Annotated in this window: 10 protein-coding genes and 1 tRNA gene; 8 read left to right on the top strand and 3 right to left on the bottom strand. The window is 34.2% G+C overall.

Going from position 1 to position 16,078, the window contains the following annotated elements:
• Positions 1 to 256: 256 nt before the first annotated feature.
• Positions 257 to 2,083 (bottom strand): response regulator transcription factor, encoded by a 1,827-nt coding sequence (locus IGQ45_00055; GenBank protein MBF2055619.1) that lies wholly within the window; start codon positions 2,081 to 2,083, stop codon positions 257 to 259.
• Positions 2,084 to 2,690: 607 nt separating this feature from the next.
• On the opposite strand from IGQ45_00055, the gene IGQ45_00050 reads away from it, so the two are divergent.
• From IGQ45_00050 to IGQ45_00040, 3 genes are all read left to right on the top strand, one after another.
• Positions 2,691 to 3,965, top strand: coding sequence for an Nramp family divalent metal transporter (locus tag IGQ45_00050; GenBank protein MBF2055618.1), 1,275 nt, complete (start codon positions 2,691 to 2,693; stop codon positions 3,963 to 3,965).
• A gap of 82 nt (positions 3,966 to 4,047) precedes the next feature.
• On the top strand, positions 4,048 to 4,752 hold the full coding sequence (gene pgl / locus IGQ45_00045) for a 6-phosphogluconolactonase (GenBank protein MBF2055617.1): 705 nt from the start codon (positions 4,048 to 4,050) through the stop codon (positions 4,750 to 4,752).
• A 684-nt stretch (positions 4,753 to 5,436) separates the two neighbouring features.
• Positions 5,437 to 7,236: a DUF4114 domain-containing protein gene (locus tag IGQ45_00040; protein MBF2055616.1), complete on the top strand. Its 1,800-nt coding sequence runs from the start codon at positions 5,437 to 5,439 to the stop codon at positions 7,234 to 7,236.
• A 65-nt stretch (positions 7,237 to 7,301) separates the two neighbouring features.
• On the opposite strand, the gene IGQ45_00035 is transcribed toward IGQ45_00040, so the two are convergent.
• Positions 7,302 to 8,315, bottom strand: coding sequence for a diguanylate cyclase (locus IGQ45_00035; protein MBF2055615.1), 1,014 nt, complete (start codon positions 8,313 to 8,315; stop codon positions 7,302 to 7,304).
• Between the two features lie 547 nt (positions 8,316 to 8,862).
• Here IGQ45_00035 and IGQ45_00030 point away from each other — a divergent pair.
• The 4 genes from IGQ45_00030 to larE all read left to right on the top strand — a co-directional run bounded on the left by IGQ45_00030 (position 8,863) and on the right by larE (position 13,858).
• Positions 8,863 to 8,934: transfer RNA gene (locus tag IGQ45_00030), tRNA-Gln, on the top strand.
• Between the two features lie 166 nt (positions 8,935 to 9,100).
• On the top strand, positions 9,101 to 10,561 hold the full coding sequence (locus IGQ45_00025) for a tetratricopeptide repeat protein (GenBank protein MBF2055614.1): 1,461 nt from the start codon (positions 9,101 to 9,103) through the stop codon (positions 10,559 to 10,561).
• Positions 10,562 to 11,152: 591 nt separating this feature from the next.
• Positions 11,153 to 12,727, top strand: a complete 1,575-nt coding sequence (gene lysS / locus IGQ45_00020) for a lysine--tRNA ligase (protein MBF2055613.1) — start codon at positions 11,153 to 11,155, stop codon at positions 12,725 to 12,727.
• 312 nt (positions 12,728 to 13,039) lie between these two features.
• Positions 13,040 to 13,858, top strand: coding sequence for an ATP-dependent sacrificial sulfur transferase LarE (larE, locus tag IGQ45_00015; GenBank protein ID MBF2055612.1), 819 nt, complete (start codon positions 13,040 to 13,042; stop codon positions 13,856 to 13,858).
• A gap of 190 nt (positions 13,859 to 14,048) precedes the next feature.
• Here the strand turns inward: larE and IGQ45_00010 are convergent, their stop codons facing one another.
• Positions 14,049 to 15,305, bottom strand: a complete 1,257-nt coding sequence (locus tag IGQ45_00010; protein ID MBF2055611.1) for a CCA tRNA nucleotidyltransferase — start codon at positions 15,303 to 15,305, stop codon at positions 14,049 to 14,051.
• A 446-nt stretch (positions 15,306 to 15,751) separates the two neighbouring features.
• Here IGQ45_00010 and IGQ45_00005 point away from each other — a divergent pair, with 446 nt between their 5' ends.
• Positions 15,752 to 15,889, top strand: a complete 138-nt coding sequence (locus IGQ45_00005) for a hypothetical protein (protein ID MBF2055610.1) — start codon at positions 15,752 to 15,754, stop codon at positions 15,887 to 15,889.
• The last annotated feature ends 189 nt before the right edge of the window (positions 15,890 to 16,078 follow it).

Genomic DNA, 16,078 nt, shown 5'->3' with positions numbered 1-16,078 from the left:
CTGCTGAATAAATCAAAACCCTTTTAAAACAAAGGTTTTAAGTACAATAAAATCTTAAAAAAGTGCCAAAAATAGGCTTTTTTCCCAAAAATGCCCTCTTTTCTTTACCCTAATCGAAAATTATTGATGCAAATGAGCAACGTATGAAAACTGATCATTATGCCAAAGTTTTTGGTTGATAAGTATTTTGGGCTATTGCCTTCTGCCTGTTGCCTCTTGCCTACCTCAATGACTCCATTTTTTCAGCACCACCTAATTAATACTGTAAATGGTGCATAATTCGAGGATATAGTTCTAAATCTATTTTGCTTTTACTAACAAAGTCATCAGCGCCCACCGCCACAAATTGATTAATAATTTCAGGCTCTAAATAACCAGTTAAAAAAATAACTGGAATCATTTTTAAGATATTATCTTGTTTGATCATGGAACAAATATCTAAGCCATTTAATTTGGGCATTTGTAAGTCTAAAATAATTAAATTAGGCTTTATTTGCTCAATTTCAGCAAGAAAATTTAAAGGATTACTGCAAGTGTAAATATTCAGAGGTAATTTATTTTTAATTAACTTTTTACTAACAGTTTTAATAAATCTCTCATCATCATCAATGATTAAGATATTATATAATTTTTCACTAATATATATTGGTTTTTCTAATTCATTTTTAATATATTGTAAAAAGTCGGAGGGCGCTATTTTTTTTGTAAAAAAAGCCTTAATATTTTGCTGACTAAAAAATAATCGATTCTCTAAACTATCGTCACAGGTATAGATGACGGGCGCTATACTTAGTTCCAATGTGGTTAATTTATTCATCATTTCTTCTTTGTTGATAGCACAATATTCACAGTCTCCCCAAATTAATATGTCATGATGATAATTTTCTAAACTATACAAATCACTAATAATACTTAATTTAAAGTTCAAATTATTTACCCTAATTAATTGCTCAAATTCGTTAATTAAATTAATATCATTTTCTAACCATAAAATATGGTATTGTTTACCATCATTAGAAATACTCTTCAGTAAATTATTATCTTCAAATAGTATTTTGAAATTAATATTAAGTAAATTAATTGTTTCTTCAATTTTATTGAACTGTTCATAAAAACTACTCAACTTTAAGTTTTGTTCAATAATGCGAAAATTTCGAGAAACTTCATCAAAGCCAATATTGCCTAAAAACCCAATTAAATTATGAGCAACTCTTACGGCGGTTTCTTGATCGATATTTGAATCTATTTTATTAATATAATTATTTAATATGTTGAAATCTACTTCAATTTCTGGTTTACTTTGTGCCCATAATTCAGCAATGAAAGTATCTAAATCATTATTTTCTCCTTTTTGTGAAAGAGTCTCATTTTTAATAATACTTGAGCTATTTTCTAATTCACAAAGACGATAACCCATACCATAAACTGTTTGAATTGTATCTCTTCTACCGCCATATTGTTCTATTTTCCGCCGTAAACTTTTGATATGAGACCTAAAAGTGCTATGAGTAGGAATAGTTTCCATATTCCATATTTTATCAATAATGTGATCAACTTCAAAAACTTGTCGGGGAGACTGCAAAAAGGTTTGTAAAATATCAAATTCAGTAGGTGTTAAACTCATGGTTTTACCTAAATATTGGACTTCTTTTTTTTCTAAATCCATGACAATATTTTCCCACTTAATAATCTGAGTTTTAGCTTTATTTTGACGGTTAATTAATGCCTTAACTCTTAATAGTAATTCCTGAAAATCAAAAGGTTTAATCAAATAATCATCAGCACCCGACTCAAAAGCACGAATTTTATCTTGTTGACTTTGTAGTGCCGTAACAAATAAAATTTTAATAGTTAATTCAGCTTGACGTATTTCTCTACAAATATCAATACCATTTTTTTTTTGTAAAAGAACATCTAAAATTAATAAATCGTAATTATTTGTTTCAATTAACTCAATAATTTTTTCTCCACTTTCAATAATATCTACTGTCTCTAATTCTGTAGTTAAGTAGGATTGAATCAAAGAAGCTGTTTTTCTGTCATCTTCTACTAATAAAGCTCTCATGGTATCGTTAACGATCAATTTTGCTTATTAAATTATGTTTTTCAAATAATTTTAAAATTAACACATACTCTCTATTATAGCATGGTATAAATACTAGATACTTTAGAGTTAAAATTATATGGCAATACTAAATCAATTGTGGTAATTAAGTTTTTTAAAAAGACAATATAGCAGTCAGAAATCAGTCATGACAACATAATACTATCTGCTCTCACTCCAACCCATCTCCCAGAGGGCGAGGGGAGAATCGTTTTTCATTAAATTCTCACAAATCAAAACGGATTGCTATAGGTAATAAACAAGATGATAATTCGTTATCCTCATATCACCAGTTTCTCATCAAGACTTACTCACATAAAAAGTATTAAAATCATATACCCGTAAAAGTCTTGGAATCTAAGAATGGCAAATGTTTTCGGATAGTGATAAAAGGGGGATGTTAACGGGTTTTTTGTTGAAGGTGGAAGGCACTGGGTTTTGATGAGAAATTAGATTAAACCATCTAATTCAGATAATTTGAATTTTTTGATAGTGAAAATATGGTGAAGCGCTCCGAAAAAAAGAATAAAAAGTATAAGTAAGTAACATAGGTAAAATGTTACGTTAAGCTATCTTTTTTTGAACTATGACTAAAACTAAAACATCTCTTTCTAATCAACTTCTGGCTATAGGTCCGGGTATTTTGATGGCGGGAGCAGCCATTGGCGTTTCTCACCTTGTACAGGCAACGAGAGCGGGCGCTGATTACGGTTTCTCACTCCTCTGGTTGTTGATTCTGGCTATTGTTAGCAAGTATCCTTTTTTAGAATTTGGCCCCCGTTATGCGGCGGCAACGGGACAAAATTTGATCACTGGTTATCGACAAATGGGGCGTTTTGCTTACTGGAGTTATATTGTTATCACCGTTGGCACGATGTTTATTATTCAGGCGGCGGTAACGGTGGTGACGGCTGGGTTAGCTGAACAATTATTTCGACTTGGTTGGAGTGCCACGGTTTGGAGTGCTTTAATTTTAGCTCTTTGTGTCTGCTTACTTTATATCGGGCGCTATGGTGTTTTAGATGTCACAATGAAAGTAATTGTTTCTTTGTTAACTATTCTAACTGTAATCGCTGTGTTAGGGGCGCTGGGTGGTACAAATGTTCGAGATACTGTATCCATAACTCCTCCTTCTTATTGGAATGCGCCGGGTATTGCTTTTGCCATTGCATTTATGGGATGGATGCCCATTCCTCTTGATGCTTCGGTGTGGCATTCAATTTGGACTGGAGAAAGAGCTCTACAAACTAATTATTCTCCGACTCTAAAAGAGGCTAATTTTGATTTTAATTTAGGCTATATTTCTGCTGGAATTATTGGCTTATTTTTCTTTGTGTTAGGGGCGCTGGTGATGTTTGGCAGTGGCGAAACTTTTTCTGATAGTAGTGTTCTATTTTCGGTACAATTAATCGAAATTTACAGTAAAACTTTGGGGGGGTGGAGTGCGCCCTTCATCGCTATTACGGCTCTAATTACTATGTTTAGCACTACTTTAGCGGTAACTGACGCTTATCCGAGGGTGATGTTAGCATTGTGGGAAGAGCATTTTCCTAGTGAAAAAAAGGCTCATATTCAATCAAATATTTATCGTTTATCTTTATTCATTATTCCTTTGATTGCTTTATCAATTTTAATTTTTTTAGCAGGTCAAAGTTTCACTATTTTAGTTGATTTTGCTTCGGGTTTGTCTTTTTTAGCAGCGCCCGTCATCGGTTATTTCAATTTAAAATTAATATCGGGAAAATTAACGCCGAAGGGCGCTAGACCTAATAAATGGTATCGTTATTTTAGTTGGGCTTGTTGGTGGTGGTTAGTTATTTTTACCTTAATATGGTTTTATTGGTCATTCATTGCCAGATAAAATAGAGGATGAAGAGAAGCAGAGGGGGATAATAATTCATAATTCATAATTTATAATTCATAATTCATAATTCATAATTCCCATGAGAGATGTCAGAGTTGCTAAAAATAAAAGTGAGTTAATCCAATTAGCTCAAGAATTTATAATTGATAAGATCAAAAGTATTACCAGCGCCCGTCACCGTTGCACCATTGCTCTGGCGGGGGGTAGTACACCAAAACCAATTTATGAAGCCATGGCCCAAACTGCTTTACCTTGGGATAAAATTCATGTTTTTTGGGGTGATGAGCGCTATGTGCCACCTACCCACCCCGATAGTAACGAAAAAATGGCACGGGAAGCATGGCTAAATCATGTACCAATTCCTCCCGAAAATATCCACCCCATGCCCACCATGGGTAACAATCCCGCCCTTGATGCCCAACGTCATGAAGGGGAAATACGGGCTTTTTTTGGGCAGGAAGAAGGTTTCCCCACCTTTGATCTAATTTTACTGGGCATGGGTGATGATGGTCATACAGCCTCTTTATTCCCCCATACAGACGCTTTAAATGCGGGGAGGGCGCTGGTAACGGTGGGTAATAAAGGGGATAGTTTGCGCCTCACTTTTACCGCTTCTTTGATTAATCAAGCTGATTGTGTGGTGTTTTTGGTATCTGGAGAGAATAAAATTAATGCCTTAACTCAGGTATTTAGTGATGACGCAGACACCAATCAGTATCCTAGCAAGTTAATCCAACCTCAAGGGGAGTTAATTTGGTTTATCGATCAAGTAATTAATAATTAATATTTACTTATATGAGTTGTGGTAATTAAGTTAGTGACAAAGGCAAAAGGTAATAAGGGGTTTAAATCCCTTGTTAACAAAAATGGCAATTTAAATGTGTCTTAGCTTATCTATTAATTTGGCTGAAAGCCAGAAATACGGTGAAAAAATACTATTTTTTTTGCAGATACTTCATGTTTTTGGCTTTAACTTTAATCACAATTTTAAGTCTTTTTACCAATAAGTAAAATTAAATTTTATTTAGATAAAAAATGCAGTTTTATTCTGTCGAGTCAAAAAGTATTGCTTAAATTAGGGGTAAGTGATTATAATTACTCACTAATGATTTAAAATTTCTATATTTTTGCTTAAATACAAATGTTAATCTTTTCTTAACTTTAAGGTATAAAAAAACTTTTTTTTATTTTAAAAACTGATGTTACGCAAAATATAGAATTAATTGTTGGTGTCAGGTGTCGGGTGTCAGGTATTAGGTATTAGGTTAAAGAATTGACAAGAAACTTATGTTTATTGATCTTTTTGTTGTACAAGAGTCTATTGAGGGAAGGGTTTTAAACCTGAAACCTGCTACCTGCTACCTGAAACCTCCCTTAACATTTGAATCAGTGCGTAACGTCAGTTAAAAAGTGAAAATTTTTGCTAAAATCTGAACGTATTAAATAGTAATTATGATTAGCTCTTATCATGGAAAATCAGTTTTTAAATGTTACCGATAGCGCACCCCTTGGCGGTATCATCGGTGAAATTGCTTTGATGGGGATTAATTACACTTTAGATGATCCTAGTGGTAATTTCTTAATCAATCCCATCACTGGGGAAATTAGTTTAGTTAATCAACTTACTGAAACTATTGATTTTAACGTCACTGTTACTGATACTGATAATAGCTTTACCGTAGTGAATGTGACGGTTAATGTGTTTCCTTCGGCAATTTTAGGCACCGATGATAAAGACGAGTTTGATAGCGCTTTCGGGGATGCTATGTTTATTGGTTTGGCACAAACTTTATTCACTCTTAACGGTGATGATATTGTTGATGTATCTCAAGAAGGCACTGACAACTTCATTGATACTGGCAGAGGTAATGATACGGTTTTTGCTGGTACAAGTAATGAAATTATCCTTGGCAAAGGAGATGACCGTATCTTCGTTGGTTCGGGGGATGGTGGTAATATTATCACTGGGGGTATAGGTGCTGATCAGTTTTGGTTAGTTACTGATGAGGAGGCTATTCCTACTAATATCAATACCGTTACTGATTTTAACCCCACTGAGGATGTTATTGGTTTTGCTAGTACCTCTTTTAATCTTGATAATAAGGGAGATAGATGGGATTATCGTCGTGTAGATGGTGATGTGATCATTTCGGCTCTTGGTGATGATATTGCTATTCTGTTAGATACTACCATTACCGATGGTAATTTTGTTTTTGGGGCTAATGTTCCTATGTTTCCTGATGTCGTCACCGTTAATCTTGCGGTAACTCCATCAGTGGGTTTGGAAGAAGATGAAACGGTATTTACTTTCACTGTGACGGCGGATAATGCGGTAACGGGAGATCAAAATCTGAGCTTGATTTTCGGTGGCACGGCGGTAGGCGCTGATTTTATCGACTCTATTCCTGATACTATCACCATTGCTGACGGGGCAACTTCTGCTAGTTTTACGTTACAAATTTTTGATGATCTTTTAGTAGAAGGTACAGAAACCGCTACTTTTACCCTTGGTAATCCTTCTGATGGTATCGTTATTGGTGATAATTCTGCGGTGAGCGTTACTATTGAGGACAATAATGAGTTACTTGAGTCTGATGTTGTTAGATTCACAGCACAAGAAGCTCAACTGGGTAGTTTAATTTATGATTTTACCAATGTTGCTGTTGATGTTAACACTCAAGCGGATGATAATGCTTTAGCTGAAACTGATGCTGACTTTAATAATATCGTTGGTTTGTATAAAGTTGAAAATATGGAGGGCGCTATTTTTGATGTCTTTGATGTCAATAATAATGGTGCTACTGATGATTTACTTAATCCGAATGATGATGGTTACGCAGAAACTGCTATTCGTTCTCATGTCAATAATTTTGTATTACAATTAGGTTCTCAAGGAAATCCTAATTTGAATAGCACTGCAGAGGATTTTGGGGATGTAATTCTGTTTGGTGGTGAAATGTATGCTCCCTTTGTTATTGCCAATGGGGGTAATTTGATTCCTAGTGGTGGTACTATCGAAGAAGGTTTTGATGCTTTTGTTGAGAAAAATCCTGACAATATTCGGGCTATGCCGACTAATTTCACAACTCATGAGGTGGCTTATTTTGGGTTTACACCGGCTAATCCTGATGGCACGGCACATTTACAAAACAGAGGAAATAATGTCTTTGGTTTTGAGGATTTACCGGGTGATTTAGGAATTAGCGATTTTGATTTTAATGATGCGGTTTTCCGCTTTGAGTTTACCCCTGTCAATACGATAGTTTAGTGGTAATTAATAACGCTTAATTTTACTTTTTTGTGGTGAGTCTTTGGCTCACCATGTCATGAGTTTTAAAAATTATCAATATTAACAGCGCCCTCCACACCACGGCGAAGGGCGCTATTCAAACAATCTTGAGCAACTTCAATAAGGGTAACGGGTTCGATGGCTTGGGTGGGAATGCCCGTAGCAATGCCAAAACTACAACTGATGTAATCGCTCACCTGAGAATAATTATGGGGAATTTGTAAGTCGGCTAAATGATCGGTAATTATTTCTGTCACCCTTAGCGCCCCTGTCTGATCTGTATTCGGTAGTAAAATAGCAAAAGTATCCTCGGTGAAGTGCGCTACTAAATCCCCCGGGCGCCTCGCTTTCGATTTTAAATTCTCTGCAATCATCAACAAGCAACTACCCACTATCTCTCCTTCATGATTTTGTTGATAAAGATCAAAATCATTGATTTGCATCAATATTAATGATATATCAGTACCCTCCATATCACCGAGGGAAGTGCGCTGGCGAGAAGCCCTTAACCATTCTTTTTCTAAAGTTTCCTCCAAAAATTTACGACTAGGTAAAATACTTAAAGTTTCTTTGATTTTTTGATTATTTAACTCTGAAGTAGCCTTTTTTAAAGCTTCTTGTAACTTTTGATAATTGGGGATAATTTTATGTAATTGTTTTGTGGTTTCTTCTAAATTATCTTTTAACGTTTTAAGTGATAACTGTTGCTCAATGCGATGCTTTACTTCTTGTAACTTGAAAGGATAATTAATATAATCATCAGCGCCCGCCTCAAAAGTCAAATCTGCATCAAAATTACTATCATCTCCATTGATAAATATAACGGGAACATCTTTTCCCTTTTCTAACAATTTAATTTTTTTGCAGACTAAATAACTATCATGATCTGGTAAATTACTATTAATTAAAATTAAGTTAGGGGATTCTACTTGTATTAAATCTAATAAATCAAACTGACTATTTACAGCAATTAAATTATAATGTCTTTCCCTAAACAGACTCTCAAAAAAATCAATTCTTTCCGATAAATTATCCAAAATAATAACGCTTTTTTTCATTGCACCTGATTATATATTATAAAAATAACGGCTCTTCTACAGTAGTTATGAGAAATTAATAATAAATGATGAATAAAACCTTTGATATATAATAGTTTCGGTATTTTAAAAATGTAATTATTATAAATTTATGGTTTGCATTCCACCTAATACCTGACACCTAATACCTGACACCTTTTTTTAGACATAATTTATCATACTCAAAGTAGAAGAGCCAAATTAACTTTAATGGACTAATTTTTAAATTATTGTATCATGAAGTAAGTTAAGCTGATTGAGAGAAAAATTTATATCAGTTCTCATCAATTTCTGGCAAACTTTAACTTGAGAGAATTTTATTTTTATCAAAAGCAATTAAAACTTCTTCCTTGTTGCTTTGTCGAAACTGAACATTTTAGAATAAAATAACTCCCTTGCCCTTTTGAATGTCTCACTGCCATAGCAAAACAGTCCAAGTTAACCTAAACTTGTACTTCAAAAAAAAAACCTAAAATACCTTGACAAAACCTAGGTAGAGTTGGCTATAATAATTAGTGTAACAAAGCAATGGGACGTCGCCAAGCGGTAAGGCAGCGGGTTTTGGTCTCGCCATTCCTAGGTTCGAATCCTAGCGTCCCAGTTTTAAAACAGTGAAAGTAGTTTTCGTAAAGCTGAATTTTCAAGAAATGCTATGACGTTTTTTGAGGTTAAAATACTATTGATTAACTTCATAGAAGTTTTATAAACAAAAAGAATACTATCCGCTATGATGAAAGAACGATTAAAACATCAATGCTAAAGAAAAAATGGATGGTTTTAGTATTCTTCAGGCGCAACAAAAAGACTTTTGTCAAAGGGTAAATTCCGATAATTTATTAATTTCCCATCAAAACACTATTTATAGTGAAGCTACCACTATTAACCATCAAAAAATAGTTGACATCACTGATTCTTTGAAAACTATCATTGGTGAACCTCACGGAGAAAACTTATATAAAAAAAGATTTATAGAAAAAATCGGACAAGAAGCATTTAAACTTCGCTATAGTAGCTTAGTTCGCCCCGTAATGGATAGAGAATCGGGAGAGGTGATAAACGATAATATTTTTTGTCTCAAGCAATATCCTCAAATCAAGATTCTAGTAAAAACAATCTATTTGGAACAGGATAAAATTTGCTGGAATTTAAGTCAAGAAGAAATTAATCATAATCAGATTTTCATTGGTTGTTTATGTCGAGAAAATTTTGACCCTAACACTGAGCATTATACAGTAATTTTTGGCGGTTTTATTCCTACTAAACTAATCGAGAAAAAAATTATTGAATATCGTCTCTATCTTGATGATTTGTGTTATAATGGCGGTCTAAAAGGTTATTTAGAGTCATTAATCAGCGAAAGTAGAGACCCTTTTTATATAGCAAAACAACATTGCTTAAAAGGAGAGTACATTAATGCTATCAGCAGTTACAGCCAAATAATAAGTCAAAGTAGCTACAATGAAAAAGCCTACTTATTACGAGCTATTACCTATTATAAAAAAGGGGATAAGTTATTAGCTATTAAAGATTTATCAGAAGCTATTAATCTTAACCAAGACTATTTATTAGCCTATCATTGGCGAGGTTTTATATACGAAGAAATAAGAGAGTATGAACAGGCACTAAAAGATTATACAGAAGAAATAAGGATCAGCCCAATTTCTTTTCTAGGTTACTATAAGCGCGCTTTTATTTATACTAAATTAAAGGATTATTTGCGGGCGCTGGATGATTTTAGTACCTCTCTAACTATTAATCCTAGTTATTATTTATCCTACTATAATCGTGCTTATGTTTATTTTCAATTAGGGGATAAACAAGATGCTTTAGATGATTATGATCGAGCTTTAAGTATCAATCCGTATTTATTTCAAGCCCATTATGGCATTGGAGTTATTAGTCAATTAATGGGTAATTATAATCGTGCTATTGCGTCTTATTCTGAGGCGATACGTCTTGAGCCAAGATACGAAAAACCTCATTACAATTTAGCTATTTTACAGGCAAATTTAGGTTACTATCAAAAAGCAATTCAAACCTACGAAAATATTTTAGAAATTAAGCCTGACTTTATTGAAGCAAAGTACAATCAAGAAGCGCTAATTAAGATTCAAAGAGAGGAGGGAAATATTTTGGGCAACAAAGAAAAAGTAGAGAATAATCAACAGAAAAAAATTCCTCATTTAGTCAATGTTGATACGAAAAAAACTTTTATAAAAAAAGATTAGTTAGAACCTCTTTGGAAAGTTATAATTTTGATAATTGCTCCCTCCAGCGCACCTCATCACCGCTTTAATCACCGATAGAGGTATCTGTAACGCCTCTGCAGAAGGAATTTTAGGGTTGTATTCCGAATACAGTCGCTTAAGAAGACCAAGAAAATAAATGAAATCTATCTTCCTTTTCTTATGAAGCAGGGTTTTTGCAAGGTCGAGGTAAAATTGCATTTTTCTTACTCACTTGAGCTGACTTCTCTTATTAGCGTAATGGAGATTTATTGCAAAGGGATTTATTGGCTTAAACCGATATCCCACAATAAAATAAATTTCATTGCTAACAGCTTAACTCTACTAAAGTGAGTCTTTTAAATCAAAAAATCAATATATAAAATATTAATCGATTAATTATTAGTTAGGGTTTGCTGAATAAATCAAAACCCTTTTAAAACAGGTTCTTAGAGTCATTTTTTCTTGTTTAGTATCCTAAATTAATTGATTTTGTAGGAGAGCTTAATTGGAGGGCGCTGAAAAAGCGGTGTTGTTGGGTAAAGTTGATATAATAGTAGATTCTAAGTATGTAAAATTTATTAAAGATAGATTATGTTTTGGGCGGATAAAATAGCCAGTAATTCCCAACAAGAAGAATTAGTCAACGACTCTAAAACTCCCTCCGGTAGAGTTCACGTTGGCTCAGTGCGAGGAGTTATCATTCATGATGTGATGTATAGAGCCTTAAAAAGAGCCAATAAACCCGTTAAATTTACCTACGGAGTTGATGATTACGATGCTTTAGATACCATACCGTATTATTTAGACCCTGAGAAATTTGCTCCCTATCTTGGTTATCCTCTTTGTAATGTGCCTTCCCCAGATGAAAAAAGTAGTGATTATGCTAAATATTTCATGGAAGAATTTCTCGAAGTATTTAACTATTTGGGGGTAGAAGCAGAGATTTATTATCTTAGAGACTTATATCGATCTGGCAAGTTAAATTCTTATATTGATAAATTTCTCCACAGCGCCCGTACCGTGAGAGAGGTATATTTAGATGTGAGCAAAGCGAAAAGAGCGGATAATTGGTATCCTTTCCAAGTAATTTGCGAAAATTGTGGCAAAATCGCTACTACTGTCACCACTGACTACAATGGCAAAGAGGTATTTTATACCTGTGAGGAAAATGCCACCAGTTGGGTGAAAGGTTGTGGGCATTCTGGCTGGGTATCTCCTTTTGATGGTAATGGCAAACTACCATGGAAGGTGGAATGGGTGGCTAAATGGGATTTGGTGGGTGTTACCATGGAGATGGCTGGAAAAGATCACTCCCAAAAAGGAGGCTCTAGGGATGTGGCTAATGCCATTTGTCGCCGAGTTTTAGGGAAAAATCCTCCTTTTCATTCTCCTTATGAGTTTATTTTAGTCAATGGTACAAAAATGAGTTCTTCTAAAGGAGTGGGATCAAGTGCAAAGGATATGGCAGAATTATTACCACCAGAAATTTTGCGGTTTTTAATGCTGAAAACTCAGCCAAAAACTGTGATTAATTTTGAGCCTAACTATGATAATATCACCCGTTTATTTAGGGATTATGACAATCTTTTAAATAGTTATGCTAATTTACAAAAAGAGCAAGAAACGGTTGAGTTAGATAAGACTTTATTACCTCTGTTTTATGCACAATTAAAGGATGAAATTAAGCCTCATTATACTTTTGATATTAGTACGTTAATTTCTTTGTTACAAGTTCCCCATTTGGATATAAAAGCAGAAATTATTAAACGTTCAGAAGTGGAGTTAACTGAGTATGATTGGGAAAAAATTAATCAACGGATTAAAGTTGCTGAAAAGTGGTTAGCTGATTATGCTGATGAGGATGAAAAGTTAGTCATTTATTTTGATGAAGTGCCGGAAATTACTAAGCAATTAACTTCAGAGCAGGTTGATTATTTACGAAAACTAAAAGAGTTGTTAACGGATTTGGCTCAGTGGAATGGGGAAGAATTACAAACTGCTTTATTCACTGCTACTAAAGAGTTAGGAGTTTCTCCTAATGTAGCTTTCCCTGCGGTTTATTATGCTTTTTTGGGTAAGGAAAAAGGACCAAAAGCTGGTTATTTGTTTTCTTATTTAGATCGAGATTTTGTTTTACAAAGATTAGCTGATGTGGTGGGTAATTAAGGTTAGATATTTTTAAGATTTGCCCTCACCCCAACCCCTCTCCCACAGCAGGGTGTTTTCAAAGTCAGGATCAAAATTGATTTGTTTTTGACAAGAAGACAATATAAGGATGATCCCCCCCAACCCCCCTTAAAAAGGGGGGAGATTCAGGGAGACAGGAGGATTTTTTACTATTAATTGATTTATTAGTAGTTAAAAACCTCTGAATTTCAGATTATTGGCTAGTTTGAGAAACTAACATTTTTGAGAATGAAAACGCCCTGCACAGGAGAGGGGAGTATTATTAGACAAAATTAATAAAGTAATAAGGTTATGATTGAAAATAAATTAAATCAATTACAAGATATTTTCAGAGAAGGGGGGAGGGCGCTGGTTGCCTATTCTGGAGGTATTGATAGCACTTTAGTGGCAAAGGTTGCCTATGATGTTTTAGGTAAAGAAGCCCTTGCTATCACGGCGGTATCGCCTTCTTTGTTGCCTGAAGAGTTAGACGAAGCACAACACCAAGCGCACGTCATCGGTATTTCTCACCAGTTGATTTACACAGAAGAGATGGATAATCCTAATTACACAGCAAACCCTGTCAATCGTTGTTATTTTTGTAAAAGTGAATTACACGATAAATTAAAAGTAATCGCCCAAGAAAGGAATTATCCTTATGTGATTGATGGTGTTAATGCTGATGATTTGCAGGATTATCGCCCCGGCATTCAAGCAGGAAAGGAAAGACAGGTGAGATCACCTTTAGCGGAAGTGGGTATAAGTAAGTTAGAAGTGAGGGAATTAACTAAAATTTTAGGTTTGCCTTGGTGGGATAAGCCTTCCCAACCTTGTTTATCTTCTCGTTTTCCCTACGGTGAAAGTATTACCCCTGAAAAATTGCATCGGGTGGGGCGCGCTGAAATTTATCTCCGCAATCTCGGTTATCGTAGTTTGAGGGTGCGCTCGGAAAATGATACGGCTAGAATTGAGTTAAATCCTGAGCAAATTGTTGCGTTTACTACTGAAGTAGATTTGCCTAAGTTAGTCAAATCTTTTCAAGATTTAGGTTTTATTTATGTCACTCTTGATTTAGAGGGTTATCGCAGTGGTAAATTAAATCGTACTCTTGCTACTACTAATATGAAATAATTAATTAGGGGTTGCTGAAAAAGTAGTGTCGTTAGGGGAGTGGGAAGTGGATAGTGAAAAGGCTTATCAATTAAAAACTTGGCGTTGCTGATTTGAAATATGTTTTTGCTTGGGGTAGGGAATCGGGAGTAGTAATAATATTTTGAGTATTATATATTTGCTGTAATTCATTAATGTTTCATCCCACAATTTAGTAACCCCTAATTAAGGAATTAGCATAATCCAGCGCCCCTTGCCGATCATTAAATTTCCCTTCAAGATATGCAATTTCTACCTCAGTTAAAATAGTTTTAATCAAAGGGCTAGGTTTCATATTAAGATGATTAATTAAATCATGCCCCGAAATTAACGGGCGGGAGTGCGCTATCAAATCATCAGGATTAAAATAACGATTGAGCAATAATTCTATTACTGGAAAATCAGCGCCCTTCACCCCAGCCACCACCATTAAAAGCGGTAAAATATTACCAGTATTAACAAAGAAAAAATACTGCTCTCTGATGGTAATATTTATATCAAATTTGAAAATATCTGGTAAATATTTAATAATAGTATTTACTACTTTAATTTCTTGATTAGAACACTTTAAGTTAACTAATTCCTCTTTAACTTTTTTTTCATCACTACTCACTAAAAAAGCTAATTTTATTAATATATAATTTGTAATATTTAATTGACAAAAATCATTATTTGTGCTGTGTTTTGAAGAAAAATAAGAATATTTTTGAGCTAAAAGAGTAATAAAATCATCAATATGGCTTAATTCTTGTAAAGATTGAGCTGTAAGATTTGGTAAACAAAAAGATAAAATTTCATCTTGATTTGCTAAAGATAAATATTGAATATAATTATCACTAGCTAAAAGATAATCTAATTCAGTTTTGACCCTTTCCATCGCTACATGAGAGAGGGAGGGCGCTAATTCTTGGATAGTTTTACGAGTATCGGAATCAATAGTAAAATTGAGCTGAGAAGCCTGTCTATAGGCACGAAAAAGACGCAAAGGATCATCCTTCAAATTTTCGGGTGATACCATACGAATTACACCATTTAATATATCTTTTTCACCGTCTAAAGGATCAATCAATTCTTTTCCATGAAGATTAGCGGCAATAGCGTTAAGACGATAATCACGGCGTTGTAAATCATGATATATAGTATCTCCTTCCTGTTGAGCAAAATCGAGGGTAACATTAGCCAAAACTACCCTAGCAATTTGCCTTTTTTGATCTAACACCACAAAACCGCCATGGTAAAGAGTAGCGATTAACTGCGCAGTTTTTATGGCATCACGGGGTAAAACAAAATCTAAATCAATGGTATCACGGTGTCTTTGTAAAAAAGCATCACGCACAGCGCCCCCCACCACATAAGCAGTCTCAGGAATTACACTTAAATCAATAGGTAAAATGGAACGTAAAAAATCAATAATCTCTAGGTTTTTCATGACTATATATGGGAATTAATCAATTATTAGAAAATATCACTCCCCTCTCCCTTCCTCCCCTTGCTAAGCAGGGCGTTTTCATTCTCAAAAATGTTAGTTTCTCAAACTAGCCAATAATCTGAAATTCAGAGGTTTTTAACTACTAATAAATCAATTAATAGTAAAAAATCCTCCTGTCTCCCTGAATCTCCCCCCTTTTTAAGGGGGGTTGGGGGGGATCATCCTTATATTGTCTTCTTGTCAAAAACAAATCAATTTTGATCCTGACTTTGAAAACACCCTGCTTGCTAAGGGGAGGCTAGAAGGAGTTGAGAGGGGTTGGGGGAGAGGGAAAAGCATTATAAATTTATTAAAAATACGTTACAGTTTTTAACACGATAATTAATCAAAAAATAATTAATTTAAGTTACCCTAATAAATGAGCAATTTTTATTATAAGAGGTTCTATGTCTGACTTGAATCGTGGCATTATGAAGTTTGAGGGCGCTGATAAGCCCGTTATTGTAGGAGTTTCCGCCGTTTTAATTCTGGGAAGTATTATCGCCTTAGTGGTGTGGGCGCTTAATTCAGCCTACGCTATATAGATTTATTTTTTATTAATTTATCATAACCACTGTAGAAGAGCCGTAGCAAAAAAAGGAATAAAAATAATCTTAGTTCAATTTATTGAACGATTTGCCCATTAGCCGTGTAATTCATTACACGGTGGGTAAATTACTTGGCGTTGCATTTTTATGAGATGATTTATAATGAAGGAAAAAGTTTTATGACAG

Origin of the sequence: Cyanobacterium sp. T60_A2020_053, from assembly GCA_015272165.1 — a bacterium.
Lineage (GTDB): Bacteria > Cyanobacteriota > Cyanobacteriia > Cyanobacteriales > Cyanobacteriaceae > Cyanobacterium.
Note: the sequence above shows the minus strand (reverse complement) of the source record. Positions and strands in the feature narration are given on the sequence as shown.

Coding starts and splice junctions, on each gene's coding strand:
- IGQ45_00010 (MBF2055611.1), bottom strand. CDS start 15,305: ATGAAAAACCTAGAGATTATTGATTTTTTACGTTCCATTTTACCTATT.
- larE (MBF2055612.1), top strand. CDS start 13,040: ATGATTGAAAATAAATTAAATCAATTACAAGATATTTTCAGAGAAGGG.
- IGQ45_00035 (MBF2055615.1), bottom strand. CDS start 8,315: ATGAAAAAAAGCGTTATTATTTTGGATAATTTATCGGAAAGAATTGAT.
- lysS (MBF2055613.1), top strand. CDS start 11,153: ATGTTTTGGGCGGATAAAATAGCCAGTAATTCCCAACAAGAAGAATTA.
- IGQ45_00050 (MBF2055618.1), top strand. CDS start 2,691: ATGACTAAAACTAAAACATCTCTTTCTAATCAACTTCTGGCTATAGGT.
- IGQ45_00025 (MBF2055614.1), top strand. CDS start 9,101: ATGGATGGTTTTAGTATTCTTCAGGCGCAACAAAAAGACTTTTGTCAA.
- IGQ45_00005 (MBF2055610.1), top strand. CDS start 15,752: ATGTCTGACTTGAATCGTGGCATTATGAAGTTTGAGGGCGCTGATAAG.
- IGQ45_00040 (MBF2055616.1), top strand. CDS start 5,437: ATGGAAAATCAGTTTTTAAATGTTACCGATAGCGCACCCCTTGGCGGT.
- pgl (MBF2055617.1), top strand. CDS start 4,048: ATGAGAGATGTCAGAGTTGCTAAAAATAAAAGTGAGTTAATCCAATTA.